Origin of the sequence: Aeromicrobium panaciterrae, from assembly GCF_039537165.1 — a bacterium.
Taxonomy (GTDB): domain Bacteria; phylum Actinomycetota; class Actinomycetes; order Propionibacteriales; family Nocardioidaceae; genus Aeromicrobium; species Aeromicrobium panaciterrae.
This window is the reverse complement of sequence record NZ_BAAAZZ010000002.1, coordinates 3,288,786-3,313,906: the sequence shown is the minus strand read 5'-3', so window position 1 is coordinate 3,313,906 and position 25,121 is coordinate 3,288,786. Positions and strand designations below refer to the sequence as shown.

19 protein-coding genes are annotated in these 25,121 nt (G+C 67.0%); 12 read left to right on the top strand and 7 right to left on the bottom strand.

The features are described 5' to 3' along the window. Nucleotides 1-101: 101 nt before the first annotated feature. From acnA to ABD683_RS17230, 5 genes are all read left to right on the top strand, one after another. Nucleotides 102-2,765: an aconitate hydratase AcnA gene (acnA, locus tag ABD683_RS17250; protein WP_344771304.1), complete on the top strand. Its 2,664-nt coding sequence runs from the start codon at nucleotides 102-104 to the stop codon at nucleotides 2,763-2,765. Between the two features lie 211 nt (nucleotides 2,766-2,976). Beyond that, the gene (locus ABD683_RS17245) at nucleotides 2,977-4,059 is read left to right on the top strand and encodes a sugar ABC transporter substrate-binding protein (protein ID WP_344771303.1); all 1,083 of its coding nucleotides are present in this window, start codon (nucleotides 2,977-2,979) and stop codon (nucleotides 4,057-4,059) included. Between the two features lie 93 nt (nucleotides 4,060-4,152). After that, nucleotides 4,153-4,935, top strand: coding sequence for an ATP-binding cassette domain-containing protein (locus ABD683_RS17240; RefSeq protein ID WP_344771302.1), 783 nt, complete (start codon nucleotides 4,153-4,155; stop codon nucleotides 4,933-4,935). Continuing rightward, complete coding sequence (locus tag ABD683_RS17235) at nucleotides 4,932-6,197, top strand: sugar ABC transporter permease (RefSeq protein ID WP_344771301.1); 1,266 nt, start codon at nucleotides 4,932-4,934, stop codon at nucleotides 6,195-6,197. Before ABD683_RS17240 ends, ABD683_RS17235 begins: the two co-directional genes overlap by 4 nt. Nucleotides 6,198-6,247: 50 nt before the next feature. Further along, nucleotides 6,248-7,426 (top strand): ROK family transcriptional regulator, encoded by a 1,179-nt coding sequence (locus ABD683_RS17230; protein ID WP_344771300.1) that lies wholly within the window; start codon nucleotides 6,248-6,250, stop codon nucleotides 7,424-7,426. A 23-nt stretch (nucleotides 7,427-7,449) separates the two neighbouring features. Here the strand turns inward: ABD683_RS17230 and ABD683_RS17225 are convergent, their stop codons facing one another. Genes ABD683_RS17225 through xylB form a run of 3 tightly spaced genes read right to left on the bottom strand, consistent with a single transcriptional unit; the run spans nucleotide 7,450 to nucleotide 11,196 of the window. After that, nucleotides 7,450-8,571: an ROK family protein gene (locus ABD683_RS17225; protein WP_344771299.1), complete on the bottom strand. Its 1,122-nt coding sequence runs from the start codon at nucleotides 8,569-8,571 to the stop codon at nucleotides 7,450-7,452. 56 nt (nucleotides 8,572-8,627) lie between these two features. Further along, the gene (xylA, locus tag ABD683_RS17220; protein WP_344771298.1) at nucleotides 8,628-9,791 is read right to left on the bottom strand and encodes a xylose isomerase; all 1,164 of its coding nucleotides are present in this window, start codon (nucleotides 9,789-9,791) and stop codon (nucleotides 8,628-8,630) included. 22 nt (nucleotides 9,792-9,813) lie between these two features. After that, entirely contained in the window at nucleotides 9,814-11,196 is a 1,383-nt protein-coding gene (gene xylB / locus ABD683_RS17215; RefSeq protein WP_344771297.1) for a xylulokinase, read from the bottom strand. Nucleotides 11,197-11,255: 59 nt separating this feature from the next. Between xylB and ABD683_RS17210 the strand changes: the two genes are divergently transcribed. From ABD683_RS17210 to ABD683_RS17190, 5 genes are all read left to right on the top strand, one after another. Further along, nucleotides 11,256-11,756: a flavin reductase family protein gene (locus tag ABD683_RS17210; protein WP_344771296.1), complete on the top strand. Its 501-nt coding sequence runs from the start codon at nucleotides 11,256-11,258 to the stop codon at nucleotides 11,754-11,756. A gap of 39 nt (nucleotides 11,757-11,795) precedes the next feature. Continuing rightward, the gene (locus ABD683_RS17205) at nucleotides 11,796-12,632 is read left to right on the top strand and encodes an alpha/beta fold hydrolase (protein WP_344771295.1); all 837 of its coding nucleotides are present in this window, start codon (nucleotides 11,796-11,798) and stop codon (nucleotides 12,630-12,632) included. A 4-nt stretch (nucleotides 12,633-12,636) separates the two neighbouring features. Beyond that, nucleotides 12,637-14,532, top strand: coding sequence for a 1-deoxy-D-xylulose-5-phosphate synthase (dxs, locus tag ABD683_RS17200; RefSeq protein WP_344771294.1), 1,896 nt, complete (start codon nucleotides 12,637-12,639; stop codon nucleotides 14,530-14,532). Nucleotides 14,533-14,547: 15 nt separating this feature from the next. After that, a complete protein-coding gene (locus ABD683_RS17195) occupies nucleotides 14,548-15,453 on the top strand; it encodes a PAC2 family protein (RefSeq protein WP_344771293.1) in 906 nt (301 codons plus the stop codon). Between the two features lie 122 nt (nucleotides 15,454-15,575). Then, nucleotides 15,576-16,448 (top strand): acyl-CoA thioesterase, encoded by an 873-nt coding sequence (locus tag ABD683_RS17190; RefSeq protein ID WP_344771292.1) that lies wholly within the window; start codon nucleotides 15,576-15,578, stop codon nucleotides 16,446-16,448. Nucleotides 16,449-16,585: 137 nt separating this feature from the next. Here the strand turns inward: ABD683_RS17190 and ABD683_RS17185 are convergent, their stop codons facing one another. The 3 genes from ABD683_RS17185 to ABD683_RS17175 are packed head-to-tail and all read right to left on the bottom strand — an operon-like array spanning nucleotide 16,586 to nucleotide 20,745. Next, nucleotides 16,586-18,484: a CocE/NonD family hydrolase gene (locus ABD683_RS17185; protein WP_344771291.1), complete on the bottom strand. Its 1,899-nt coding sequence runs from the start codon at nucleotides 18,482-18,484 to the stop codon at nucleotides 16,586-16,588. 28 nt (nucleotides 18,485-18,512) lie between these two features. After that, nucleotides 18,513-19,397 carry a MaoC family dehydratase gene (locus ABD683_RS17180; protein ID WP_344771290.1) on the bottom strand — a complete coding sequence of 295 codons (885 nt, stop codon included), beginning with the start codon at nucleotides 19,395-19,397 and terminating at the stop codon, nucleotides 18,513-18,515. A gap of 1 nt (nucleotide 19,398) precedes the next feature. Continuing rightward, the gene (locus ABD683_RS17175; RefSeq protein WP_344771289.1) at nucleotides 19,399-20,745 is read right to left on the bottom strand and encodes a 3-oxoacyl-ACP reductase; all 1,347 of its coding nucleotides are present in this window, start codon (nucleotides 20,743-20,745) and stop codon (nucleotides 19,399-19,401) included. A 158-nt stretch (nucleotides 20,746-20,903) separates the two neighbouring features. Here ABD683_RS17175 and ABD683_RS17170 point away from each other — a divergent pair, with 158 nt between their 5' ends. Continuing rightward, nucleotides 20,904-22,235, top strand: a complete 1,332-nt coding sequence (locus tag ABD683_RS17170) for an acetyl-CoA C-acetyltransferase (protein WP_344771288.1) — start codon at nucleotides 20,904-20,906, stop codon at nucleotides 22,233-22,235. A 55-nt stretch (nucleotides 22,236-22,290) separates the two neighbouring features. Here the strand turns inward: ABD683_RS17170 and ABD683_RS17165 are convergent, their stop codons facing one another. Further along, nucleotides 22,291-22,959, bottom strand: a complete 669-nt coding sequence (locus ABD683_RS17165) for a TetR/AcrR family transcriptional regulator (RefSeq protein ID WP_344771287.1) — start codon at nucleotides 22,957-22,959, stop codon at nucleotides 22,291-22,293. A 62-nt stretch (nucleotides 22,960-23,021) separates the two neighbouring features. On the opposite strand from ABD683_RS17165, the gene uvrB reads away from it, so the two are divergent. After that, complete coding sequence (gene uvrB / locus ABD683_RS17160; RefSeq protein WP_344771286.1) at nucleotides 23,022-25,106, top strand: excinuclease ABC subunit UvrB; 2,085 nt, start codon at nucleotides 23,022-23,024, stop codon at nucleotides 25,104-25,106. Nucleotides 25,107-25,121 lie beyond the last annotated feature (15 nt).

The window sequence follows — 25,121 nt, the reverse complement described above, 5'->3', positions numbered from 1 at the left end:
GATATCAAGAGAGTTAGTACGCGTGCGGGTTAGGGCATCCTGACCATGCATTGCGAGCCAATGCTGGGCAGGATGGGACCTGACAGCGCGAAGGAGAAATCATGGCCGTCGACAGTTTTCAGTCCAAGGACTCACTCAAGGTCGGGGACAGCTCCTACGACTACTACCGCCTGGGCGCGGTGACAGGTGACGGGCTCGACGTATCGACCCTCCCGTTCAGCCTCAAGGTGCTGCTCGAGTCGCTGCTGCGCACCGAGGACGGCGCCGACATCACGAAGGCCGACATCGAGGCGCTCGCCGGCTGGGATGCCGACGCCGAGCCCTCCAAGGAGATCCAGTTCACGCCGGCCCGCGTGATCATGCAGGACTTCACCGGCGTTCCCTGCGTCGTCGACCTCGCCACGATGCGCGAGGCCATGGCCGACCTCGGGGGAGACGCCACCAAGATCAACCCGCTGGCGCCCGCCGAGATGGTCATCGACCACTCCGTCATCGCCGATGTCTTCGGCACGCCCGAGGCGTTCGAGCGCAACGTCGAGATCGAGTACGAGCGCAACCGCGAGCGCTACCAGTTCCTCCGCTGGGGCCAGGGCGCGTTCGACGACTTCAAGGTCGTCCCGCCGGGCACCGGCATCGTGCACCAGGTCAACATCGAGAAGCTTGCGCGCGTCGTGTTCGACAAGAACGGGACGGTCTATCCCGACTCCTGCGTTGGAACCGATTCGCACACCACGATGGTCAACGGTCTCGGCGTCGTCGGCTGGGGCGTCGGTGGCATCGAGGCCGAGGCAGCCATGCTCGGTCAGCCGATCAGCATGCTGATCCCGCGCGTCGTCGGCTTCAAGCTGTCGGGCGAGCTGCCGGAGGGTGCCACCGCGACCGACCTCGTCCTGGTCATCACCGAGATGCTGCGCAAGCACGGGGTCGTCGGCAAGTTCGTCGAGTTCTACGGTTCCGGCGTCGGTGCCGTACCGCTGGCCAACCGCGCCACGATCGGCAACATGAGCCCGGAGTACGGATCCACCATCGCGGTGTTCCCGATCGACGACGAGACCACCAAGTACCTCCGGCTCACAGGTCGTTCCGAGGACGAGATCGCTCTCGTCGAGGCCTACGCCAAGGCCCAGGGCATGTGGCACGACGCCAACAACGAGCCGCGCTACTCCGAGTACCTCGAGCTCGACCTCGGCGACGTCGTACCGTCGATCGCCGGACCCAAGCGCCCGCAGGACCGCGTCTCGCTCACCGACTCGGTGTCGTCGTTCAAGACGGCACTCGCCGACTATGCCGGTTCGTCCGACGCGAGCAACAAGCAGACGGTGACGCTCGAGGACGGCACGACGTACGAGCTCGACCACGGTGCCGTCACGATCGCTGCGATCACGTCCTGCACCAACACGTCCAACCCGTCGGTCATGATCGGCGCCGGGCTGCTCGCCAAGAAGGCCGTCGAGAAGGGCCTGCAGCGCAAGCCGTGGGTCAAGACGACGCTGGCACCCGGTTCCAAGGTCGTCACGGAGTATTACTCGAAGTCTGGTCTCGACGTCTATCTCGACAAGCTCGGCTTCAACCTCGTCGGCTATGGCTGCACCACCTGCATCGGCAACTCCGGCCCGCTGATCCCCGAGGTCAGCAAGGCCGTCAACGACGGTGATCTCGCCGTGACCGCCGTGCTGTCGGGCAACCGCAACTTCGAGGGCCGCATCAACCCCGACATCAAGATGAACTACCTCGCATCGCCGCCTCTCGTCATCGCGTACGCGCTGGCCGGCTCGATGGACGTCGACCTCTACACCGATCCGCTGGGCCAGGACCAAGACGGCAACGACGTGTTCATGAAGGACATCTGGCCGACTCCGCAGGAGATCGAGGACGTCATTGCCTCGTCGATCGATTCGGACACGTTCAGCCGCGAGTACGCCGATGTGTTCGCCGGTGACGAGCGCTGGCAGAACCTTCCGACGCCTGACGGTGACGTGTTCGAGTGGGATCCGGATTCGACATATGTCCGCAAGGCGCCGTACTTCGACGGCATGGGTCTTGAGCCCGATCCCGTCACCGAGGTCAGTGGGGCACGGGTGCTGCTCAAGCTCGGCGACTCGGTCACGACCGACCACATCAGCCCGGCAGGTGCGATCAAGAAGGACAGCCCCGCAGGCAAATACCTCTCCGAGCACGGCATCGAGGCGCGCGACTTCAACTCCTACGGCTCGCGCCGAGGCAACCACGAGGTCATGATCCGCGGCACGTTCGCCAACATCCGCCTGCGCAACCAGCTGGCACCCGGCACCGAGGGTGGCTTCACCCGAGACCTGCTGGCGGACGGCACGCCGGTCACCACGGTGTTCGAGGCATCCGAGAAGTACGTCGATGCCGGCATCCCGCTGGTCGTCCTGGCGGGCAAGGAGTACGGCTCGGGGTCGTCGCGCGACTGGGCTGCCAAGGGCACCGCGCTCCTGGGCGTCAAGGTCGTCATCGCCGAGTCCTACGAGCGCATCCACCGTTCCAACCTGCTCGGGATGGGCGTGCTCCCGCTTCAGTACTCGGCCGGCCAGACCGCCGAGTCGCTGGGCCTGACGGGGGAGGAGGCGTTCGACTTCACCGGCATCACCGAGCTCAACGAAGGACGCATCCCCAAGACCGTCCACGTCAAGGCTGGAGAGGTCGAGTTCGACGCAGTTGTCCGAATCGACACACCTGGCGAGGCCAACTACTACCGCAACGGCGGCATCATGCCGTACGTCCTGCGCAGCCTCCTCGACTGACATATCTGCAGGTCAGGGGCACTGTCGGAGACGATGGTGCCCCTTTTGCACGTCCAATTGCGGAATGCGACACGCCGACAGGAATTTGTTGTCCGACAGGCTGGACGTGACTGCCATCACGCTATACGTTGTTCCAAACAACAATTGCGCGCCGATGTCCAACTCATGTCCATCGCGTGACGCACTACTGGAGAATGAGGAGGCGGTCTGTGTGAAGCGGACACGCAATCTGGTACTCGCGGCAGTCATGGGTGCGACCCTCGCGCTCGCTGGCTGTGGCAGCTCTGACAGCGGAGGAAGCGACGGCGGAGGCGGCAAGGCCGACGGCAAGATCGGCGTCATCCTTCCCGACACGAAGTCATCGGCTCGTTGGGAGTCGGCAGACCGTCCGGCGCTCGAGAAGGCATTCAAGGACGCTGGCGTTGAATACAGCATCCAGAACGCTGAAGGCGACGCCGAGAAGATGGCCACGATTGCTGACGGCATGATCGCCGACGGCGTGACGGTCCTCGCGATCGTCAACCTCGACTCGGACTCGGGTGCCGCCATCGAGGAGAAGGCCAAGAAGCAGGGCGTCAAGACGATCGACTACGACCGCCTGACGCTGGGTGGTTCGGCTGACGCCTACATCTCCTACGACAACAGCAAGGTCGGCGCCCTCCAGGGTGAAGGTCTCGCCAAGTGCCTCGGAGACAAGCCCGCCAACATCATCTACCTGAACGGCTCGCCGACCGACAACAACGCCACGTTGTTCTCACAGGGCGCGCACGGCGTTCTCGACAAGATCTCGAACTACAAGAACGTTGCCGAGCAGGCTGTTCCCGACTGGGACAACGACAAGGCTGTCACGATCTTCGAGCAGCTCTACACCAAGGTCGACGGCAAGGTTGACGGCGTGTATGCCGCCAACGACGGCCTCGCCGGCGGTGTCATCTCGATCCTGAAGAAGAACGGTCAGGCCGGCAAGGTCCCCGTCACCGGTCAGGACGCAACGGCTGAGGGCCTGCAGAACATCCTTGCTGGCACGCAGTGCATGACGATCCAGAAGTCGGCGACGGGCCAGGCCGGCGCGCTCGCTGAGGCCGCTATCGCCATGGTCAAGGGTGACAAGCCCGCGACGACCGGAACGGTCAAGGACGAGCAGGGTGGCCGCGACGTTCCGGCGATCCTCCTCGACCCGGTTGCCATCGACAAGTCCAACGTCGGTGCTCCGATCGAGTCGGGCGACCTGAAGGCATCGGAAGTGTGCACGGGCGACTTCGCCAAGCTGTGCACTGACGCTGGCATCAAGTAGCTGCAACGGGTGTGGCCTCCCGGTGATCCCGGGAGGCCACATCCCACGCAGTACCATCGCCACGTCTCGAACACTGCTCTCGGAAGGTCAGTCATGAGCGAAAAGTCGCCGATCCTCAATCTGCGTGGAATCAACAAGAGCTTCGGTGTCGTCCACGTTCTCCATGACGTCGACCTCGCCATCTATCCCGGTGAAGTCACCGCCCTCGTGGGTGACAACGGCGCCGGCAAGTCAACGCTGGTCAAGGCCATCGCCGGCATCTACCCCGCGGACTCGGGTGAATACCTCTTCGAGGGCCAGCCCCAGCACGTGACCAGCCCCAAGGACGCCGCCGCCCTTGGTATCGAGGTGGTCTACCAGGACCTCGCGCTGTGCGAGAACCTCGACATCGTCGAGAACATGTTCCTCGGCCGCGAGATGAAGAGCGGCGTCGTGATGGACGAGACCACGATGGAGTCCAAGGCACGCGAGGTCCTCGCGTCCCTGTCGGTACGCACCGTGAAGTCCGTCCGCCAGAGTGTTGCCAGCCTGTCCGGTGGTCAGCGCCAGACCGTCGCGATCGCGAAGTCGGCCCTCTGGAACTCCAAGGTCGTGCTCCTCGACGAGCCGACCGCAGCACTCGGCGTCGCACAGACCCGCCAGGTCCTCGACCTCGTACGCCGCCTCGCCGACCAGGGCGTCGGCGTCATGTTGATCTCGCACAACCTCACCGACGTGTTCGAGGTCGCCGACCGCATCACCGCGCTCTACCTCGGCCGCGTCGCCGCTGACGTCCGTACCAAGGACGTCACCTCGACGCAGGTGGTCGAACTCATCACGACCGGCCAGTCTGCTGGCATCCCCGGACCCGCAACGAAGGCTGCGAGCACCTCATGACCGACATCATCACTGACGCCGAAGAGGCCGGCTTCGCCTCCGACCTGACGCAGTCCAACACGTTCGGCGAGTCCGTACGCGCCTACATCAGCCGCGTACGTGGCGGCGACATGGGCGCTCTGCCCTCCATCGCCGGCCTGGTCGTGCTGTTCATCGTGTTCAACTTCGCCAACGACCGGTTCCTGTCCAACCTCAACCTCGCCAACCTGATCACCCAGGCCGGTTCGATCATCATCCTGGCGATGGCGCTGGTGCCCGTGCTGCTGCTCGGCGAGATCGACCTGTCTGCCGGCGTCGCAGGCGGTACGTCTGCCTGCGTCATGGGCGTCCTGCTCGTGAAGCACGACCAGCCGTGGTACATCGCGGTCCTGGCGGCGGTCGCGGTTGGTGCCGCGATCGGGCTGGCGATCGGACTGCTCGTCGCCAAGCTCGGCATCCCATCGTTCGTCGTCACGCTGGCGTTCTTCCTGGGCCTGCAGGGCATCCCGCTGTGGCTGATCGGCGAAGGCGGTTCGGTCCGCGTCAACGACTCGGTCATCAGCGGCATCGCCAACAACAACCTCAGCGTGCTGTGGGGCTGGATCTGCGCCATCGCGATCACCGCGCTGTTCGCCGCGTTCAAGCTGCTGGCACATCGTCGCAAGGTCGCGGCCAAGCTGCAGCACCAGCCGCTCGCCGTCGTGGTCACACAGATCTTGACGCTGGGAGCGGTCCTGCTGGCCGTGACCTACATCCTCAACGAGAACCGCAGCGTCAACCCCAGCTTCCCGATCAAGGGCATCCCGTACGTCCTCCCGCTGGTCGTCGTGCTGCTGGCGATGTGGACGTTCCTCCTGACCCGCACCACCTGGGGCCGTCACGTGTATGCCGTCGGCGGCAACGCCGAAGCGGCGCGCCGCGCCGGCATCAACGTCGCTCGCATCCGCGTCGCTGTGTTCATGGCGTGCTCGTCGATGGCCGCCATCAGCGGCATCGTCGTGGCGTCGTACGGCGGCAAGGTCTCGACGTCCTCCGGCGGCGGCAACACGCTGCTGTACGCCGTGGGTGCGGCCGTGATCGGCGGCACCAGCCTGTTCGGCGGCAGGGGCAAGGCACGCGACGCCGTCATCGGTGGCCTCGTCATCGCGACGATCGCCAACGGACTCGGCCTGCTCGCTCAGGCGTCCTACATCAACTTCCTGGTCACCGGCGGCGTGCTGCTCCTCGCGGCCAGCGTCGATGCGATCTCGCGCAGGCGGCGGTCTGCCACGGGTCTCGGCTGAGTCAGGTGGCCTCCGCGGGACGCTCGGGCGTCGGAACAAACCAGGAGGACGTGCGGCGTCACAACCTGGGCACTGTTCTGGGTCATGTGCACCGCGCCGGCCGCATCTCGCGTGCCGAGCTCACGGCTCGGATGGGCCTCAACCGCAGCACGATCGCGGGGCTGGTCACCGAGCTTGAGTCGCTCGGTCTCGCCGAGCAGGTCAAGCCGTCGGGCACACGTATCAGCGCCGGTCGTCCGTCCGTCGACGTGCGTACGCGCGGTGGTGCGTACGTCCTTGCCACCGACGTGCGCGTCGACGGCCTGACCGTGGCGCGCGTCGGCATCGGTGGCGCCGTGGAGGCACGGGCGACCGGGCCGATCCCGTCGTCACACGACCCGCGCGCGATCGCCGACTCGGTCGTCGAGCTCATGCGCCTGGTCGTCAAGGACGTCAAGGAAGGTGCCCCGCTGGTCGGGATCGGCATCAGTGTCCCGGGCATCATCCGCGCCGAGGACGGGCTCGTACGTTTTGCCCCCAACCTCGGGTGGCACGACGTCCCGTTCGCGGAGATCCTCTCCGAGCGCATCACGACCCCCGATCGTCCGGTACTCGGCAACGACGCTGATCTCGGTGCTCTTGCCGAGCACCTGCGCGGAGCAGGCGTCGGTGTCGACGACCTGATCTACCTCTCCGGCGAAGTTGGTGTCGGTGCCGGTGTGATCGTGGGCGGAAGTCCGCTCGAGGGGTCCGGCGGCTACGCCGGAGAGATCGGCCACCTCCCGTTCACCCCCGACGGCAAGGTGTGCCACTGCGGAAGTCGTGGCTGCTGGGAGACCGAGATCGGTGCCCCGGCGATCGCCCTCGCGGTGGGCTGCCCTCCGGATCGCGTGGCGGCGCTCGGGGAGTTCCTCAAGGGTGTCAGTGAGGCGTCTCCGGACCTGCGTGTCGTCGGTCGCAACCTCGGTCGTGGTCTCGCGGCCGCCGTCAACCTGCTCAATCCACGAGTCATCGTGCTGGGCGGCTACCTTCGCGCCCTCTACCCCCTGGTCAGCGAGGACGTCGAGGCCGGACTCGGCGCCCACGCCCTGACGGCACCGCGCGAGCTCGTCGAGGTGTGCGTGCCCGGTCTCGGGGGTGACTCCGTGCTGCTGGGGGCTGCCGAGCTGGCATTCGGCCCGCTGCTCAGCGATCCCGTGGCCTGCCTGGCCAGCGCGTGCCACGACGTCGAGAGCGTCCTGGCGTCCTGAACCCCCGACAGATCGCGGGGGTGCTAGATGGACACCGCGCCGGCGTAGACACCGGCCAGTGCGCCCTCGGCTGCGCCGAGTGCCGCGGCATGGATTCCGAGTGAGCTGAGCCGGATCTCCGGCAGGTGCTTGTCGGCGGCAGGCAGCCGCGCCTCGAGCACCCCGTTGGCAGCAGGCACGACGTACTCACCGAGCGGTACGAAGTAACCACCCAGCACGATCACCGAGGGGTCGATCACGGTGGCGAGGGTCGCGAGCCCGATGCCGAGGCTCGTGCCGAGACCGGCAAGTGCATCCCGTACGGGCTGCTCACGGGATGCACGTTCGGCGACCGCGAGCGCCGTGCTCAGCGGTGTCTCCCCTTCCTGCATCCCCACGGAACGGAGCATGGCGCGTAGGCCGACCGACGCCTCCCAGCATCCCGTGCGCCCGCAACCGCACACCGACGACTCGTCGCCGATCGGCATGTGACCGACCTCGCCGGCGAATCCGGCACCGCCGCGCAGGAGTCGGCCGTCGTGCACGATGCCGGCGCCGATTCCGACAGTTCCGGTGATGTAGAGCGAGTTCTGGACATCGGTCGAGACCCCGTGGGATGCCTCGGCGAGGGCCGCGCAGTTGGCGTCGTTGTCGACCATCGTCGGGCAGTTCTCACCGAAGGCCGTCTCGAGCTGGGTCGCGAGATCCACATCGTCCCAGCCGAGGTTGGGCGCCCAGGCGATCGTGCGGTTGTCGTGCTCGACGAGCCCGGGTACGGCAACCGTGGCACCGACGATGCTGTGACCGTCGGCCACCAGTGAGTCGCGGATCTCGGTCGCGAGCGCGATCAGCTCATCGACGCTGGGCGGTCCGTCCCCGCTGACCTCACGGATCGTGGAGATGCGGTCGTTGCCGCCGAGGTCGAGCGCCACCGCCGCGAGGTAGTCGACGTTGACCTCGAATCCCAGGCCGATGATCGACTCGCCGGTCAGCGTGACGGGGCGCCCGGGACGACCTCGGCCCGAGGGTGCGGACTGGTCCTCGCTGATCGCCCCACCGGTCCCGAGCTCCGCGACGATCGTGCCGATCGTGGCCTTCGCGAGGCCCGTACGGCGTGCGAGCTCGGTACGGGTGGCTGCGCCCTCGGAGCGAAGGGAACGGAGCACCAGCGCAGTGTTCTGCCGGCGCAGGTGCTCCGTTCCGCTTGGCCCGGGAGTCATCACTAACCACGCACTCCGTAGAGGTGCTCGAGCGCCAGCTGGTCGAGCTTCTCGAAGCCGGCGCCGTACGCGGCCAGCTCGTCCGCCGACGGGCCCGACGACGCCTCGAGCTCGCTCCAGGTCTCGCCCTCGTTGAGCGTCGGCTTCGCCAGCTCGGGCAGCTTGGCCGCCTCGAGAGCGGCCTGGACCTCCGGATCGGCCCGGAACGCCAGGGCCTTCTCGCGCAGGATGAGGTAGTTGGTCATGCACGCCTCGGCCGCGACCCACACGCCGTTGTCGTCTTCGGTGCGCGGCGTCTTGAAGTCGAAGTGCACCGGACCGTCATAGCCGCCGGCCAACAGGGTGTCGACGACCCAGAAGGCGCCGCGGGCGTTGCCGGCACCGAAGCGGAAGTCCTGGTCGTAGCGGGGACCGCTCTGGCCGTTGAGGTCGATGTGGAAGAGCTTGCCCTGCCACATCGCCTGGGCGTAGCCGTGTGCCGCATTGAGCCCGGCCATCTCCTCGTGCCCGATCTCGGGGTTGACGCCCACACTCTCCTTGCGGTCGAGCGTCTCGATGAACGCCAGCGCGTGGCCGATCGTCGGCAGCAGGATGTCGCCGCGAGGCTCGTTGGGCTTGGGCTCGATCGCGAACTTGATGTCGTAGCCCTTGTCGTGCACGAACTCGCCGAGGATGTTGAACGCCTCGCGGTAGCGGTCGAGCGCAGCTGCCACGTCCTTGGCAGCGCCGGATTCGGCACCTTCGCGGCCGCCCCAGCACACGTACACCTTGGCGCCGAGCTCGGCGGCGAGGTCGATGTTGCGCATGACCTTGCGAATCGCGAAGCGGCGGATCTCGCGGTCGTTGGACGTGAAGCCGCCGTCCTTGAAGACCGGGTGGCCGAACAGGTTGGTCGTCGCGGTCGTGACGACGAGGCCGGTGTCGGCCAGCCCCTTCTTCCAGCGTTCGATGATCGCCTCGCGGCTCTTGTCGTCGGAGCCGAACGGGATCAGGTCGTCGTCGTGGAAGTTGACGCCGTACGAGCCGATCGCCTTGAGCTTCTCGAGGGCATAGATCACGTCCATCGGCTCACGCGTCGGGTCACCGAACGGATCACGTCCGGGGTAGGCGACGGTCCAGAGTCCGAAGGAGAACTTGTCGGACGGTGACGGGGTGGGGATGCTCATGGCAACACTCTCTTAATTGGGGCTAGTCCTCGAGGGTTTCGCGGTCGCGAAGGAGTGCGTAGGCCTCACGCACCAGAGGGGTCGGTTCTGCGTCATAGGTCTCGGCCGCGACAGGCGCCCAGGACGGGGGTTCGGGAGTGCCGGCGAGCGCCCAGGCGGCCTGGCGTGCCGCGCCGAGCGCGACGTATTCGCCGGGGGCCGGCACCGTGACGGGGCGGCCGAAGATCGCCGGGGCGAGGGTGCGTACGGCGGGATTGCTCGCCGCGCCCCCGACCATCAGGATCCGCTGTGGCGGCGTCCCGGTGGCGGCGGTCAGGTGATCGATCGCGTCGGCGAGCGAGCACAGGAGCGCCTCGACAGCCGCGCGGGCCAGGTCTTCACGGGTCGTCGACGTCGTCAGCCCCGACCACGTGCCGGTGGCTTCGGGCCGGCTCGGCGTACGTTCGCCGTCGTAGTAGGGGAGCACCGTGAGACCGTTCGCGCCCGACGGCGCCGCCAGGGCCAGCCGCGCCAGCTCGTCGTGGTCGACGCCGAGCAGGGTGGACTGCAGCTCGAGGATGCGAGCCGCGTTGATCGTCGCGACCAGCGGCAGGAATCGTGACGTGGCATCGGCAAATCCGGTCACGGACCCGGTCGGGTCGCAGACCGGCTCGCCGGCGATCGCCGAGGCGACGCCGGAGGTGCCGATCGACACCACGACGTCACCGGGCTGCAAATCGAGCGCGAGGGCCGCGGCCATGTTGTCGCCGGTGCCTGCCGCGACCTTGAGTCCGGACGCTGACATGCCTGCGACGTCCGAGGAGGCGACGATGCGGGGAAGCTCGACGGCATGACCGATGGCTGTCTCGGCAAGATCGGGTCGCCACGCGTCGTCGCGTGTCGAGAAGTAGCCGGTGCCCGAGGCATCGCCGCGATCGGTGAACGGCTCACCGCCTCCGACGATGTGCCGGGAGACGTAGTCGTGGGGGAGGAGCACTCGCTTGGTACGGCTGGCGGCGTCGGGCTCGTGGTCCCGGAGCCACCGCAGCTTGGTCGAGGTGAATGATGCGACCAGCACGCTGCCGACCGCCTCGGCGCACGCGGCCGGCCCGCCCATCTCGTCGATCAGGTCGAGCGCTTCCTTGTTGGAGCGCGTGTCGTTCCACAGGATCGCGTCGTGCACGGGTGCGTCATCGCTGTCGAGCGCCACCATGCCGTGCTGCTGTCCGCCGACGGCGATGGCCTCGGCGCGATCGAGGAGGCTCGCCGTCGTCTTGTCGAACGCATCCAGCCAGCTCCGCGGGTCCACCGCGGTGCCGGCCGGATGCGGCGCATGCTGGCTCTCCAGGACGGTGCCGGAATCGGCGTCCACCAGCAGTGCCTTCGTCGACTGGGTTGAGGAGTCGACGCCGATCACGAATGCCATGAGTCAGGTTTAGTACGAGTCGTGAATTAAGTCAAGGCACAGGGCCGTACGCTGGCAGCGTGACGATTCATTCAGACCACCCTTTCCTGCCACCGAGTGGTGATCGCGACCCACTGCGGCAGCTGCGAGGACGCATGCCGGCGCCTGTCACGGTGTGGGCCAGTGGCGTGGGCTCAGGCCGTGCAGGGCTGACGGTCTCGTCGGTGATCGTGGCCAACGGTGAACCCGGCCACGTGCTGGCGGTGATCGATGCCGACTCCGACTGGTGGACGTCAGGGCCGGAGACCGTTGCGGTCAACGTGCTGGCCGAGGAGCACAGGTTCCTTGCAGATGCCTTCGCCGGAACCGTGCCCGCGCCGGGCGGCCCCTTCACGTTGGGCGTGTGGACCGACGGCGAATGGGGTCCGGTCCTCGAAGGCAGCGCCGGCTGGCTCGGCATACGACTCCTCGAGGAGACTCGTCCGGTGGGTTGGGGACTGCTCGTGGAGGGAGTCGTCGAGCACGTGGAGACCGGCGACTCGGATGCCCTGATCCACCTACGCGGTCGTTACGAGATCTGAGTCCTCCCGCGATCGCCCTGGCCATGCCATGCTCGGCGCATGACCCTCATCGCGGCGAACGGCATCCAGGTCAACATCACCGACACCGGCCCTCCGACTGCCAGTCCGGCCGCTCCGACCGTGGTGTTCGGTCACGGGTTGCTGTTCAGCGGGCACATGTTCGAGGCACAGATCGAGCGCCTTCGCGCCTCCTACCGCTGCGTCGCCGTCGACTGGCGTGGCCAGGGCAAGACGCCGGCAACCGCCGACGGCTACGACATGGACACGTTGTTCCTCGACGCGGCCGACGTCATCGAAGGCCTCGGCGTCGGGCCGGTCCATTACGTGGGGCTGTCCATGGGCGGCTTCGTCGGCATGCGGCTGGCGGCGCGGCGCCCTGAGCTCATCCGGTCGCTCACCCTGCTCGACACCAGCGCCGATCCGGAGGACCCGGCGATGGCCAAGCAGGACAGGCTGCTGGCGAAGATCTACCGCGTCGTGGGCATCCGGCCCCTCGCGGGCAAGGTGCAACAGCTGATGTTTGGACCGACGTTCCTCGCCAGCGCCGCGTCGAAGCCTGACATCGAGCGGTGGAAGGACGGGGTCGCCGCGGTCGATCGCGCCGGACTGGTGAAGGCGATCCTGGGTGTCGTGGACCGTGAGCCGGTCTCGGCCGAGCTCGGCAAGATCTCGGTCCCGACCCTGGTCGTCGTGGGTGTGGACGACGTCGCCACGCCCGTCGCACGGTCGGAGGCGATTGCCGCCGGGATCACGGGATCGGTGCTCAAGAAGGTCGAGGATTGCGGGCATTCCAGCACGGTCGAGCAGCCGGAGATCCTGGCCGGCCTGATCGAGGACTTCCTGACTGCGCAGGACATGGGCGACTCGATAGACTGAGCCAATGGCCGAAGCGCAGCAGGACGTTCTTGCGACGATCACCGGGCCCGCCGACCTGCGCGGCCTCGATGACGATGCGCTCGGCGCGCTTGCCACCGAGATCCGTGAGCTCCTGATCTCGTCGGTCGCCTCCAACGGCGGTCACCTGGGGCCCAACCTCGGCGTCGTCGAGCTCGGTATCGCGATCCACCGGGTCTTTGACTCGCCTCGGGATCGGGTCGTCTGGGACACGGGTCACCAGGCGTACGTCCACAAGATGCTCACCGGCCGCGCCGGGCAGTTCGGCGAGCTGCGCCGTGAGGGTGGCCTCTCGGGCTATCCCAGCCGCGCCGAGTCCGAGCACGACTGGGTCGAGAACTCCCACGCATCAACGAGCCTGTCGTACGCCGACGGCATGGCCAAGGCCAACCACCTGCTCGGCAAGGAGGACCACGTCGTCGCGGTGATCGGCGATGGCGCGCTGACCGGCGGCATGGCCTGGGAGGCGCTCAACAACATCGCCGCCGACAAGGATCGGCGCCTCGTCGTGATCGTCAACGACAACGGCCGCTCCTACACGCCGACCGTGGGCGGCCTCGCCAACCGGCTCACCGAGATCCGTACGAATCCTCGCTACGAGCCTGCCCTGGGTGCCATCAAGGACCGTCTCAACCGGTCGCGTCGCGTCGGACCAGCGGCGTACGAAGCCCTTCACGCCATCAAGAAGGGCGTCAAGGACGCACTGGCGCCGCAGGGGATGTTCGAGGACCTCGGCCTCAAGTACATCGGTCCCGTCGACGGGCATGATCGCCCCGCCGTCGAGCGGGCGCTCGCCGCGGCCAAGAAGTTCGGTGGTCCCGTCCTCGTCCACGTGCTCACGACCAAGGGCCAGGGCTACGACATCGCCGTCGCCAACGAGAACGACCAGATGCACCAGGCCAACCCGTTCGACGTACAGACCGGCGAGGCCACCAATGTCGCACCTGCCGGCTGGACCTCGGTGTTCCGCGACGAGATCGTACGCATCGCCGACGAGCGTCCTGATGTCGTGGCGATCACCGCCGCGATGCTCTACCCGGTGGGTCTCGACGCCTTCGCCGACAAGTTCCCCGACCGGGTCTTCGATGTCGGTATCGCCGAGCAGCACGCCGTCACCAGCGCCGCCGGTCTCGCGATGGGTGGCCTGCACCCCGTCGTCGCGGTCTACGCCACGTTCATCAACCGTGCCTTCGACCAGGTCCTGCTCGATGTTGCGCTGCACGAGTGCGGCGTCACGTTCGTGCTCGACCGCGCCGGTGTTACGGGTGAGGACGGCGCCAGTCACAACGGCATGTGGGACATGTCGCTGATGCAGATGGTCCCGGGCCTCCACCTGGCGTCACCGCGCGACGGCCAGCAGCTCCGCGAGCTGCTCCGGGAGGCCGTCGACATCGACGACGCCCCAAGCGTCATCCGGTTCTCCAAGGGCGCGGTCTGCGATGACCTCCCGGCGATCCAGCGGGTCGGCACCTACGACGTGCTGTCGCGCGACGAGGAGCAGGACGTCCTCGTCATCGCGGTCGGCGCGTTCGGACATCTCGGCGTCGAGGCGGGTGAGCTGATCCGTGCGGCAGGCAACGGCGTCACGGTCGTCGACCCTCGCTGGGTCAAGCCGATCGATCCCGCGCTGGTCCGGCTTGCGGCAGAATTCACGCAGGTCGTGACGATCGAGGACAACGGTCGTCACGGCGGCGTCGGCTCGGCCTACACGCAGGCCGTACGCGATGCCGGGATCCTCACACCGATCCAGGTGCATGGCATCGAGCAGGAGTTCCTCGACCACGCCAAGCGTGACGTGATCCTCGGGCGCCTCGGGCTCACGCCGCGGGCCGTCGCCGACGAGACGATCGCAGCGCTGGCCCGGAATACGGCCACGGCCTGAGCGGTTGACATAGACGTGGCCTGGAATCCCCGCATCCGCAAGTCCGCTGACAGCTCTGGAGCAGAGCCGGGCAGCGGTCCGGTGCTGATTCACGCCCTCGATGGGTTCCTTGGAGCCGGCTCGGCCACGCGGCTCGCGGCCAACGAGCTGCGCACGGGCGATGGCAAGGTGGTCCACGAGTTCGACCTCGACTCGATGTACGACTACCGCGCACGTCGGCCGATGATCGCGTTCAGCGAGGACCGCTACGTCGACTACACCGAACCCACGCTGCAGGTCGTCCTGGAGCACGACGCCAACGGCACGCCCTACCTCCTGCTCGCGGGTCCCGAACCAGATTTCATGTGGGAACGGTTCATCGCCGAGACCCACGAGGTCATCGAGGATCTCGGCGTTCCCCTCTCGATCGGGCTGGGCGCCGTGCCGATGGGCGTGCCGCACACCCGCCCGCCGATGATCACGGCGCATGCCACGCGGCCCGAGCTGGTCGACCGCAAGAATCTCTGGTCGGCCCAGGTCGCGGTGCCGTCGTCGGCCCAGTCCCTGCTCGAGTTCCGTCTCGGTCAGTGGGGCCACGATGCGGCCGGCTATGTCGTGCACGTGCCGCATTACCTCGCGGGTGTCGACTACCCGCCGGCCGCGCTTGCCCTGATCGACGCGCTGACCGACCGTACGGGTCTCAGCATCGACGTCGAGCGTCTGCGTGCGCGCCAGAACGACACGATCGCCGAGATCGAGGAGCAGATCGAGCAGCAGGGTGGCACCGATGTGCTGACCGGCCTCGAGGAGCAGTACGACGCGTTCACCCGCGGTGCCGCCGAGTCCCTCCTGGCCAGTGACGAAGAGCTCCCGAGCGGCGACGAGCTCGCTGACCAGTTCGAGCAGTTCTTGGCGCGTCAGCGCAAGAACGATCAGGGCTAGCCTGGCGCGTCAGCGCAAGAACGATCAGGGCTAGCCTGGCGCGTCAGCGCAAGAACGATCAGGGCTAGCCTTGCGCGTCAGCGCAAGAACGATCAGGGCTGGCCAAACGCTACGATCGGTGCGTGCCCGGATCCCTGAGTGAAGTCGTCGGCCTGCTCGAGCTCGAGGAGCTGGAGGTAGGCCTCTACCGCGGCTCACAGCCCGAGGTCTCCTCGATGAAGCGTGTGTTCGGCGGCCAGGTCGCCGCGCAGGCGCTGATGGCGGCACAGCTGACGGTCCCCGAGGACCGGTCCGTGCACTCGCTGCACATCTACTTCATCCTCGGCGGCGATCCGAGCATCCCGATCGTCTATGACGTGGAGAAGATCCGCGACGGAGGCTCGTTCACGACGCGCCGGGTCGCGGCACGCCAGCACGGCGCGATCATCTTCTACATGACGGCGTCGTTCCAGAAGCAGGAAGACGGGTGGATCCACCAGGACGTCATGCCTGAGGTTCCGTCTCCGGACGACTCGCGGCCGTTGATCGAGCTGATCAACACCAACGGCCAGGAGGGCATCGACATCTGGGAGCGCGAGTGGGCGTCGTTCGACCTGCGTTACGTCGGCGACAACCGCACGGCAGATGACCCACAGCGCGATCTCGTGCCGGTCGTCCAGCGCATGTGGTTCCGCACCAACGGCACACTGCCGGAGTCGCGGATCATCCACAACGCAGCGTTTGCCTACATCAGCGACTTCAGCCTCCTGGGCGCTTCGCTGATCCCGCACGGAGTCTTCATCGGGACGCCTGACGTGCAGGCTGCGTCGCTCGACCATGTGATCTGGTTCCACCACCCGATCCAGATGGACGAGTGGCTGCTCTATGACCAGACGTCGCCGTCGGCCTCCGGCGCACGCGGTCTGAGCACCGCCCGGGTGTTTGCCCAGGACGGCACGCTGGTCGCGACGGTGGCGCAGGAGGGCCTGATCCGCCCGGTCAGACCGCGCGACTGACGGTCAGTCCCAAGATTCCCAGCAGCTCCTCGACATCTGGCACAGGATCCTTGCTGCTTCAGGGGTCCAGTCCCAGGTTCATGTCCTCAGCCTGAAAGTTTCCTGGCCGCTCCTGGGAATCACGAAGCTGGTGGGACCTAGTTGACGATTGGCAGTGTCCCGACGCTCGGGAAGTTGATCGTCGAGGGGTACGCCGTCGAGCTGTGGATCTTGAGCACCGTCAGCGTGCCGAGCAGGTCGGGCAGCGTCGGCAACAGGTGCGGCACGTCGAACGCCTGGACCGCGATCCGCAGCTTGTGGCCCGGCAGGATCTTGGCGCGAGTCGGGAAGATCTCGACGTCGACCGGCGCGACCTCGCCGTACGCCAGCTTCTTCTGGGTCGCCTTGGTGAACGGGTGGAACGGCTGGATCAGCACGTTGTCGAGGTAGCGCGACCTCGTCGTGTCGAGGGCGCGGTGCGAGATGACCTGCCAGCCACCCGAGAGTCGCTTGACCGTGCCATCGGGTGCTTCGTCCTCGACCGCGACCGACAGCATGCCGTCGCCGCCGACGCTGGACGTGAAGAGGTGCGCGTTGATCGGACCCTGCAGCGTCACCGCCTTGGTCAGGGGTTTCGACGAGAACACCGCTCCGAGCTTGTCGTTGTACTGGTTGTCGGAGAAGCACGGCAGGTCGGCGAGCAGGAGGTTGGGCAGGCCAGCCGTCCACTGGTTGGTCGACCGCGTGCAGAGGCCCTGGACCGGAATCGGGTAGATGTCGGAGACGCCGTCCGTACGAGCGCCTGACGTGATGCCGCCCGCGGCACCTCCTGGCTTGGACGATCCGGTGAGCTTGAGGCTCGAGCCCTTGAGGCCGGCGCCGATCCATCTCGAGTCCCTGGCCCACGCGCCAGTGCCCTGCTCGTAGTAGGTCAGGTTGGCGATGTCGGTGTTGAGCGTCGAGTCCGCGACACCGCGCAGGTAGTGGTCGAACCAGCGGAGCTGGAGCGCCGCGAGCGAGCCGTAGCCCGCCTTGTCGAGTCCCGTGCCGCCCGATGCCTGGAGGTGGTCCCAGGGGCCGATGATCAGCTTGGTCGGGATGCCCCGCTTGTTGAGGTTCTCGAACAGCAGGGGAGTGCCACGCTGGAACAGGTCGTACTCACCGGACACGAAGAACGCCGGGACCTTGACCTTGTCGATGACGTTGATGACCGAGCGCTCCTTGTAGAACGCTCCGTCGTACGCGGGCTCGCCGCCGCCGAGCGCCTGGAGCAGCAGCGGAACGGTGAACGTTGCCGCGCCCTGCAGGTGGTTGAGCAGCTCGGTGATGGCCGACTGGGGGTCGGAGGAGCCGACAGCGGGCGGGATGAGTCCTGCGCCGGTGACGAGGCCCAGCCACAGCGGGATGAAGCCGACGTCGAGCTGGCCGCCCGACGCCACGATGTCGCGGTAGACGTCTGCGCCGGGGACCTGCGGGAAGATCGCCTTGAGACCGGGAGGGTTGGCCGCCGCGGCCCACAGCTGGCTGATGCCCATGTAGGACGGGCCGCTCATGCCGGTGATCCCGTTGCTCCACGGACGCGCCGACGAGTGGGCCCACGTCATGATCTCGCCGCCGTCGGCGTTCTCCCGGGCATCGAAGGCCCGCCAGATGCCTTCGGAGCTCCCGGTGCCGCGGGCGTCGACGGTGAGCTGTACGTACCCGCGCTTCACGAGGTAGTCGGCAGGGGTGCCGCCGAGGCCGCCGGCCGAGCCGAGGAGCGTCTTGTTGTACGCCGTGATGGTCACGATCACGGGGAACCGCTTGTTGATCGCCTTCCCGGACGCATCGGCGGGCCGTACGACATCGCCCCGCAGGATCACGCCGTCGGACATCGGGATCGCGACGTCCTTCTCGGTGACGGTCCTGGTGTACTGCTCGGGGCGGGGCTTCCACGTCACGGCGGCGGAGGCCGACGTGAACGAGAGCATCCCCCCGATCAGCGTGAGCGAGGTGAGGAATGTCAGCAGGCGTGCCAGGCGTCGGGTGGTCAACGGGATTCCCTCCAGAGTCGTCATGAACTCAACGACGCGACGTAACTCCGAGTTACGTAGGAGTGACGATCCGGCCGACGAGGTGGGTCACGGGCTTCTTGGATCCCTTGACCCCGAAGGTGATCCCGCCGTCGCTCGCGTCCGACCCGAACACGACGGTGCCGGGCAGGAAGATCGGCTTGCGGAACTCGACCTCGGCGGTGAACGCCTCGGGCAGCTTGTTCTGCAGTGCTGAGATGCATCGAGCGAGCGTCCACATGCCGTGGGCGATGTTGGTCGGGAAGCCGAACGCCTTGGCGGTCAGCGGATAGAGGTGGATCGGGTTGCGGTCACCTGACACCGCGCCATATCGGCGACCGAGGTCACCCGACAGCTTCCAGTGCACGACACCGCTCGGTGCCTCGACGCCGGCCAGGGGAGCCGCGGTCTTCTCGGCGGCCCCTCCGCTGTGGCGGGAGAACAGCGTCGTGACCTCCTCCCACACGATGGTGCCGTCGACCGTCGCCTCGGTGATGAGGTCGACCAGCGAGCCCTTGGGGTGACTGCGGAGATCGGCGGCACGTACGGAGATGTCGTACGTCTCGTCGACCCGTATCGGGCGGTGCTGCGTGATGCTGTTGCGCAGGTGCACCAGTCCCATGGGTGCGAACGGGAACGACGTGTCGGTCATCAGGCTCATGTGCAGCCCGAACGCCGCCATGTGGGGATAGGTCGCGGGGACCGTGTCTCCGCGCGGGAACCCGCAGACCTCGTTGTAGGACTCCAGGTGCTCCCGATCGGTCGTCACACCGCGGCGCTCGAGCACCACGTCGGGCACCGATCCCTTGGCGTGCTTGACGCCGGGCAGCCCGCCGACGACAGGCAGTGCCGGCAGTACCGCCTTGAGCATCATCGGCAGGGTCGACGGCGCCTTGCTGAACGTACGAGTGGTGGTCATGTCAGGCGCCGATCAGCGCCTGGCCGCACACGCGGACCGTGTTGCCCGAGATCGCGGACGAGCCCGGATTGGCGTACCAGGCGATGGCCTCGGCAACGTCGATCGGCAGTCCGCCCTGCGACAGCGAGCTCAGGCGGCGTCCCGCCTCGCGGATGCCGAGCGGCATCGTCTTGACCATGTCGGTCTCGATGAAGCCCGGCGCGATCGCGTTGACCGTGATGCCGTCCTTGGCGACGCGCTTGGACAGGTCGTTGACGAACCCGATGACGCCGGCCTTGGCGGTGCCGTAGCTCGTCTGGCCGTTGTTGCCGGCGATACCGGCGATCGACGAGATGCCGATGACGCGGCCACCCTTGCCGAGCAGCTTCTGCTTGAGCAGCTCGGCGGTGATGCGCTGCGGCGCGCCGACGCTGATGTCGATCACGAGGTTCCAGTTCTCGGTCTTCATGTTCTTGAGTCGCTTGTCGCGGGTGATGCCGGCGTTGTGCACCACGATGTCGACGTGACCATGTGCGTCCTTGACCGCCTTGGCGATGACCTTGGGGGCATCGGGGGCGGTGATGTCCGCGGCGATCGACGTGCCGCCGAGCTCAGCCATCACGGCGTCGAGCTCGGCCGACAACTGCGGGACGTCGAGTCCGACGATCGACGCGCCGTCACGGTGCAGGGTGCGCGCCATGGCCTCGCCGAGCCCACGAGATGCGCCTGTGATGAGGGCGACCTTGCCGGCCAGCGGCTGGGCGGGGTCGTACTCATCGGCCGTGACCAGCTCGGTCAGGCCCAGGCGGATGACCTGGCCGGAGACGAACGCGGACTTGGGGGAGAGGAGGAACTCGAGCGTCGAGGCGAGTGCGTCCTCGGCGCCGGCGCCGACGTACACGAGGTTGGACGTGCTGCCGTTGCCCCCGACTTCCTTGCCGGCGGAGCGAACGAAGCCCTCGAGTGCCCGTTGCGCGATGGCCGCCGTCTCCGACGTCGCCTGCTCGGGCGGTGTGCCGATCACGATGAGACGGCCCGAGCTCGAGAGGCTGCGGAGCGCCGGCGTGAAGAACTGCTGCATGTCGGCGAGGCCGGCGGTGTCGGAGATCCCCGTCGCGTCGAAGACGAGCGCCTTGTAGCGCTTGCCGTCTGCGCGGACGCCGACCACCGTGATGCCGCTGGACTTCAGCGTCGCGTTGAGCTTCTGGCCGAGCGTGCCGCCCGGGGCAGCGCCGATGAGGACGGTTCCCTTGACGAGCGGCTCGCCTTCCTTCCAGCGCTCCAGCACCGGAGGGTTGGGGAGGCCCAGGTTCTTGACGACGAACTTGCCGATCGGGTTGTGCGCGAGCGACTGGTAGCGGTCGGCCATGGCTTGGGTGTGTCCTATCTCTCGGATACCCTTGGTATCTGGAATGCTCCTGAAACTGTAACGTCGGGTGCAGGCGCCAGTCCACCAACAGGGTATGCGGCGCTCGTCACGTTCAGACAACCTGAGCACGAACACTGAGAAGACCTGAGGAGACCGCCATGGCGGAGACACCGGCCAAGAAGGCACCAGCCAAGAAGGCGGCGACGTCGAGCGCGCCGACCGTACGCAGGGTTGCCGTGATCGGCGGCAACCGCATCCCGTTCGCACGCTCCAACACCGTCTACACCAACGCGTCCAACCAGGAGATGCTGACAGCGGCGCTCGACGGGCTCGTGACGCGCTTCGGCCTCGAGGGCGAACGCGTCGGAGAGTTCGCCGCGGGTGCCGTGCTCAAGCACAGCCGCGACTTCAACCTCGCGCGCGAGTCGGTGCTCGGATCCAAGCTCTCGCCCGACACGCCCGCGTACGACGTCCAGCAGGCGTGCGACACCGGCATCCAGGCCGCGATCCTCGTCGCCAACAAGATCGCCCTCGGCAAGATCGAGTCCGGTATCGCCGGTGGCTCCGACACCACGTCGGACGCCCCGCTCGCCGTGGGTGACAAGCTGCGCAAGATCTTGCTCGAGGCCAACCGCGCCAAGGACACCAAGGGCCGTGTCGCCGCGCTCCTCAAGGTGCGTCCGGCGCACCTTGCGCCCGACCAGCCGCGCAACTCCGAGCCGCGTACCGGCTTGTCGATGGGTGACAGCCAGGCCATCACGACGCTCGAGTGGGGCATCACCCGCGAGGCCCAGGACGAGCTCGCAGCGACCTCGCACCACAACCTCGCCGCGTCGTACGACGAGGGCTGGCAGGACGACCTGGTCACGCCGTTCCTCGGTGTCGAGAAGGACAACAACCTGCGTCCCGATTCGACCGTGGAGAAGCTCGCCAAGCTGAAGCCCGTCTTCGGCCGCGGCGAAGGCGCCACGATGACCGCCGGCAACTCCACGCCGCTGTCCGACGGTGCGTCGACCGTGCTGCTGGCGTCGGAGGACGAGGCCAAGAAGCATGGTTGGACGCCGCTGGCCTACTTCGTCGACTACGAGACCGCTGCCGTCGACTACGTGTCGGGCGCGGAAGGCCTGCTGATGGCTCCCGCGTACGCCGTGCCGCGCATGCTGGAGCGCCAGGGCCTCACGCTGCAGGACTTCGACTTCTACGAGATCCACGAGGCGTTCGCCAGCCAGGTGCTGACGACCCTCGCTGCCTGGGAGGACGCCGACTTCTGCAAGCAGAAGCTCGGCCTCGACAAGCCTCTTGGCTCGATCGACCGCTCGAAGCTCAACGTCAAGGGCTCATCGCTGGCGACGGCTCACCCGTTCGCCGCGACGGGTGGCCGCATCGTCGCCAACCTCGCGAAGCTGCTGCACGAGAAGGGCTCGGGTCGCGGCCTGATCTCGATCTGTGCAGCAGGCGGCCAGGGAGTCGTCGCAATCCTCGAAGCCTGACTCACGCGATTTGTGACCTTCAGGGCGTTTCGCGACCGTTGTCACGCTGTAAAGGTCACAAATCGCGGGGGTTGGCGTCGCCGCGTGCCATCGCGACGGCGCCGCGCTGCAGGTAGGTCTTGACCTCGTCGAACGGCACGGCATCGACGGCCGGGAGGCCGGGGTTCTCACCACGCACCGACAGCTGGAGCGTCGCGAGGTTGAGCACACCCAACGCCTGGGTGTAGAAGATGTTGGCCAGGAGGTACGGGTCGCGTACGTGGAACTCTCCCGTCGCCGCACCGGCCTCGAGCACTCGTACGACATGTGACAGGCACGACGTCATGCCGACGCCGAGCTTGAGCATCACCGATTCGCTGACTTCCTCCATCAGCTCGTCGCCGCGCCGGCGCAGCAACGCCTGGGCACAGTCGACGAACGCCGGGAGTCGCGCGCCGAAGTCGAGGAACGCGTCGGTGATCACCGCGAGGCGCTCCGCCGGGGGAGCGTCAGGGTCATCGGCTGCTGCCAGGACCTGGTCGAGCTCGCCGAGATAGTCGACCAGCGTCATCGCGAACAGCTCCTCCTTGCCGGAGAAGTGCCGATAGATGATGGCCCGGTTGATGCCGACCGCACGGGCGACGTCCTCGATCTGCGCGTCGCGGACACCGCGTTCGTCGAAAAGCGCTCGTGTGGCGTCGAGGATCTCGCGCTTGCGCTCTGCGCGGCGTTCCGTGGCAGGCATGAAGGCCATCGTAGAGGTCGGTGGGCCGACTTTGTCCGACCCACCACGTACGCTCGATGACTATGAGGTCCGTGTCTGAGCTGCGTCGCCAGGTGGCGCCATTCGAGGTCGTCTCCGACTTCTCTCCCGGTGGAGATCAGCCGGCTGCGATCGATGATCTCGAGCGTCGCATCAGCGCCGGCGAGAAGGATGTCGTCCTCATGGGCGCCACGGGCACGGGCAAGACCGCGACGGTCGCCTGGCTCACCGAGCGTCTGCAACGCCCGACCTTGGTGATCATGCCCAACAAGACCCTTGCGTCGCAGTTCGCGACCGAGCTGCGCGACCTGTTCCCCAACAATGCGGTCGAATACTTCGTCTCCTACTACGACTACTACCAGCCTGAGGCCTACATCGCGCAGAGCGACACCTACATCGAGAAGGACTCGTCGGTCAACGAGGAGGTCGAGCGGCTGCGTCACTCGGCGACCTGGTCGCTGCTGACTCGACGTGACGTCATCGTGGTCGCCTCGGTGTCATGCATCTACGGTCTCGGCTCGGCGCAGGAATACCTCAACCGCATGATCGGCTTCAAGGTCGGCGAGCAGCTTCCACGCGAGCAGCTGCTCCGTACGCTCGTGCAGGCCCAATACGTGCGCAACGACGTCGCGTCGACCAGGGGCACGTTCCGGGTCAAGGGCGACACGGTCGAGATCTTCCCGGTCTACCAGGAGATGGCCGTACGCGTGGAGTTCTTCGGCGACGAGATCGAGCGGCTCATGACGCTCCACCCGCTGACCGGCGAGGTCCTCAGCGACGACCAGGAGCTGTTCGTGGGCGCAGCAACGCACTACGCGGCCGGCAACGACGTGATGAAGCGTGCCATCAAGACGATCGGCATCGAGCTCGAGGAGCGGCTCGCCGAGCTCGAGGGCGAGGGCAAGCTGCTCGAGGCGCAGCGACTGCGCATGCGCACGACCTACGACCTCGAGATGATGGAGCAGATCGGCACCTGCGCCGGCATCGAAAACTACTCGCGCCACATGGACGGGCGCGTCGCCGGCTCGGCACCCAACTGCCTGCTCGACTACTTCCCCGAGGACTTCGTGCTCGTGGTCGATGAGTCGCACGTGACGATCCCGCAGATCGGGGCGATGTACGAAGGCGACATGTCCCGCAAGCGATCGCTGGTCGAGCACGGCTTCCGGCTGCCGAGTGCCATGGACAACCGCCCGCTCAAGTGGAACGAGTTCCTCGACCGGATCGGCCAGACCGTCTACCTCTCGGCGACGCCCGGGACGTACGAGATGGACAAGGTCAAGGACGACGTCGTCGAGCAGATCATCCGCCCGACCGGACTCATCGACCCCGAGGTCATCGTCAAGCCGACCAAGGGACAGATCGACGACCTGATCAGCCAGATCCGACTGCGCGTCGAACGTGACGAGCGTGTGCTCGTGACGACGCTGACCAAGAAGATGTCCGAAGACCTCACCGACTACCTCCTCGAAGCCGGCATCCGCACGCGCTACCTCCACAGCGAGGTCGACACGTTGCGACGGGTCGAGCTGCTCCGTGAGCTGCGCATGGGTGAGTTCGACGTCCTCGTGGGCATCAACTTGCTGCGTGAGGGGCTCGACCTGCCCGAGGTGAGCCTCGTGGCGATCCTCGACGCCGACAAGGAGGGCTTCCTGCGCTCGGGTCGCTCCCTGATCCAGACGATCGGACGTGCAGCACGCAACGTGTCCGGTCAGGTCATCATGTACGCCGACCGCATCACCGACTCGATGGAGACGGCGATCGAGGAGACCAACCGTCGCCGCGCCAAGCAGGTCGCCTACAACACCGCCAACAACATCGACCCGACTCCGCTTCGCAAGAAGATCGGCGACATCACCGACATGCTGGCCCGCGAGGACGCCGACACCGAGAAGCTCCTCGCCGCGACGGGAGATCATCGACGCAGGGGTGCACCGGTCCCGCTCGGCAGCCACACGGCCGATCTCGCCAACCTCCCGTCAGGCGAGCTGGCCGACCTGATCGAGCAGCTCAGCGAGCAGATGCGTGCCGCAGCTGCCGAGCTGCAGTTCGAGGTTGCGGCGCGGTTGCGCGACGAGATCGGTGATCTCAAGAAGGAGCTCCGGAGCATGCTCCAGGCAGGCGTCTAGGCCGCACTGCCATGC

Coding starts and splice junctions, on each gene's coding strand:
- ABD683_RS17185 (WP_344771291.1), bottom strand. CDS start 18,484: ATGACGACTCTGGAGGGAATCCCGTTGACCACCCGACGCCTGGCACGC.
- xylA (WP_344771298.1), bottom strand. CDS start 9,791: ATGAGCATCCCCACCCCGTCACCGTCCGACAAGTTCTCCTTCGGACTC.
- ABD683_RS17165 (WP_344771287.1), bottom strand. CDS start 22,959: ATGCCTGCCACGGAACGCCGCGCAGAGCGCAAGCGCGAGATCCTCGAC.
- ABD683_RS17235 (WP_344771301.1), top strand. CDS start 4,932: ATGACCGACATCATCACTGACGCCGAAGAGGCCGGCTTCGCCTCCGAC.
- ABD683_RS17170 (WP_344771288.1), top strand. CDS start 20,904: ATGGCGGAGACACCGGCCAAGAAGGCACCAGCCAAGAAGGCGGCGACG.
- xylB (WP_344771297.1), bottom strand. CDS start 11,196: ATGGCATTCGTGATCGGCGTCGACTCCTCAACCCAGTCGACGAAGGCA.
- acnA (WP_344771304.1), top strand. CDS start 102: ATGGCCGTCGACAGTTTTCAGTCCAAGGACTCACTCAAGGTCGGGGAC.
- uvrB (WP_344771286.1), top strand. CDS start 23,022: ATGAGGTCCGTGTCTGAGCTGCGTCGCCAGGTGGCGCCATTCGAGGTC.
- ABD683_RS17240 (WP_344771302.1), top strand. CDS start 4,153: ATGAGCGAAAAGTCGCCGATCCTCAATCTGCGTGGAATCAACAAGAGC.
- ABD683_RS17205 (WP_344771295.1), top strand. CDS start 11,796: ATGACCCTCATCGCGGCGAACGGCATCCAGGTCAACATCACCGACACC.
- ABD683_RS17180 (WP_344771290.1), bottom strand. CDS start 19,397: ATGACCACCACTCGTACGTTCAGCAAGGCGCCGTCGACCCTGCCGATG.
- dxs (WP_344771294.1), top strand. CDS start 12,637: ATGGCCGAAGCGCAGCAGGACGTTCTTGCGACGATCACCGGGCCCGCC.
- ABD683_RS17175 (WP_344771289.1), bottom strand. CDS start 20,745: ATGGCCGACCGCTACCAGTCGCTCGCGCACAACCCGATCGGCAAGTTC.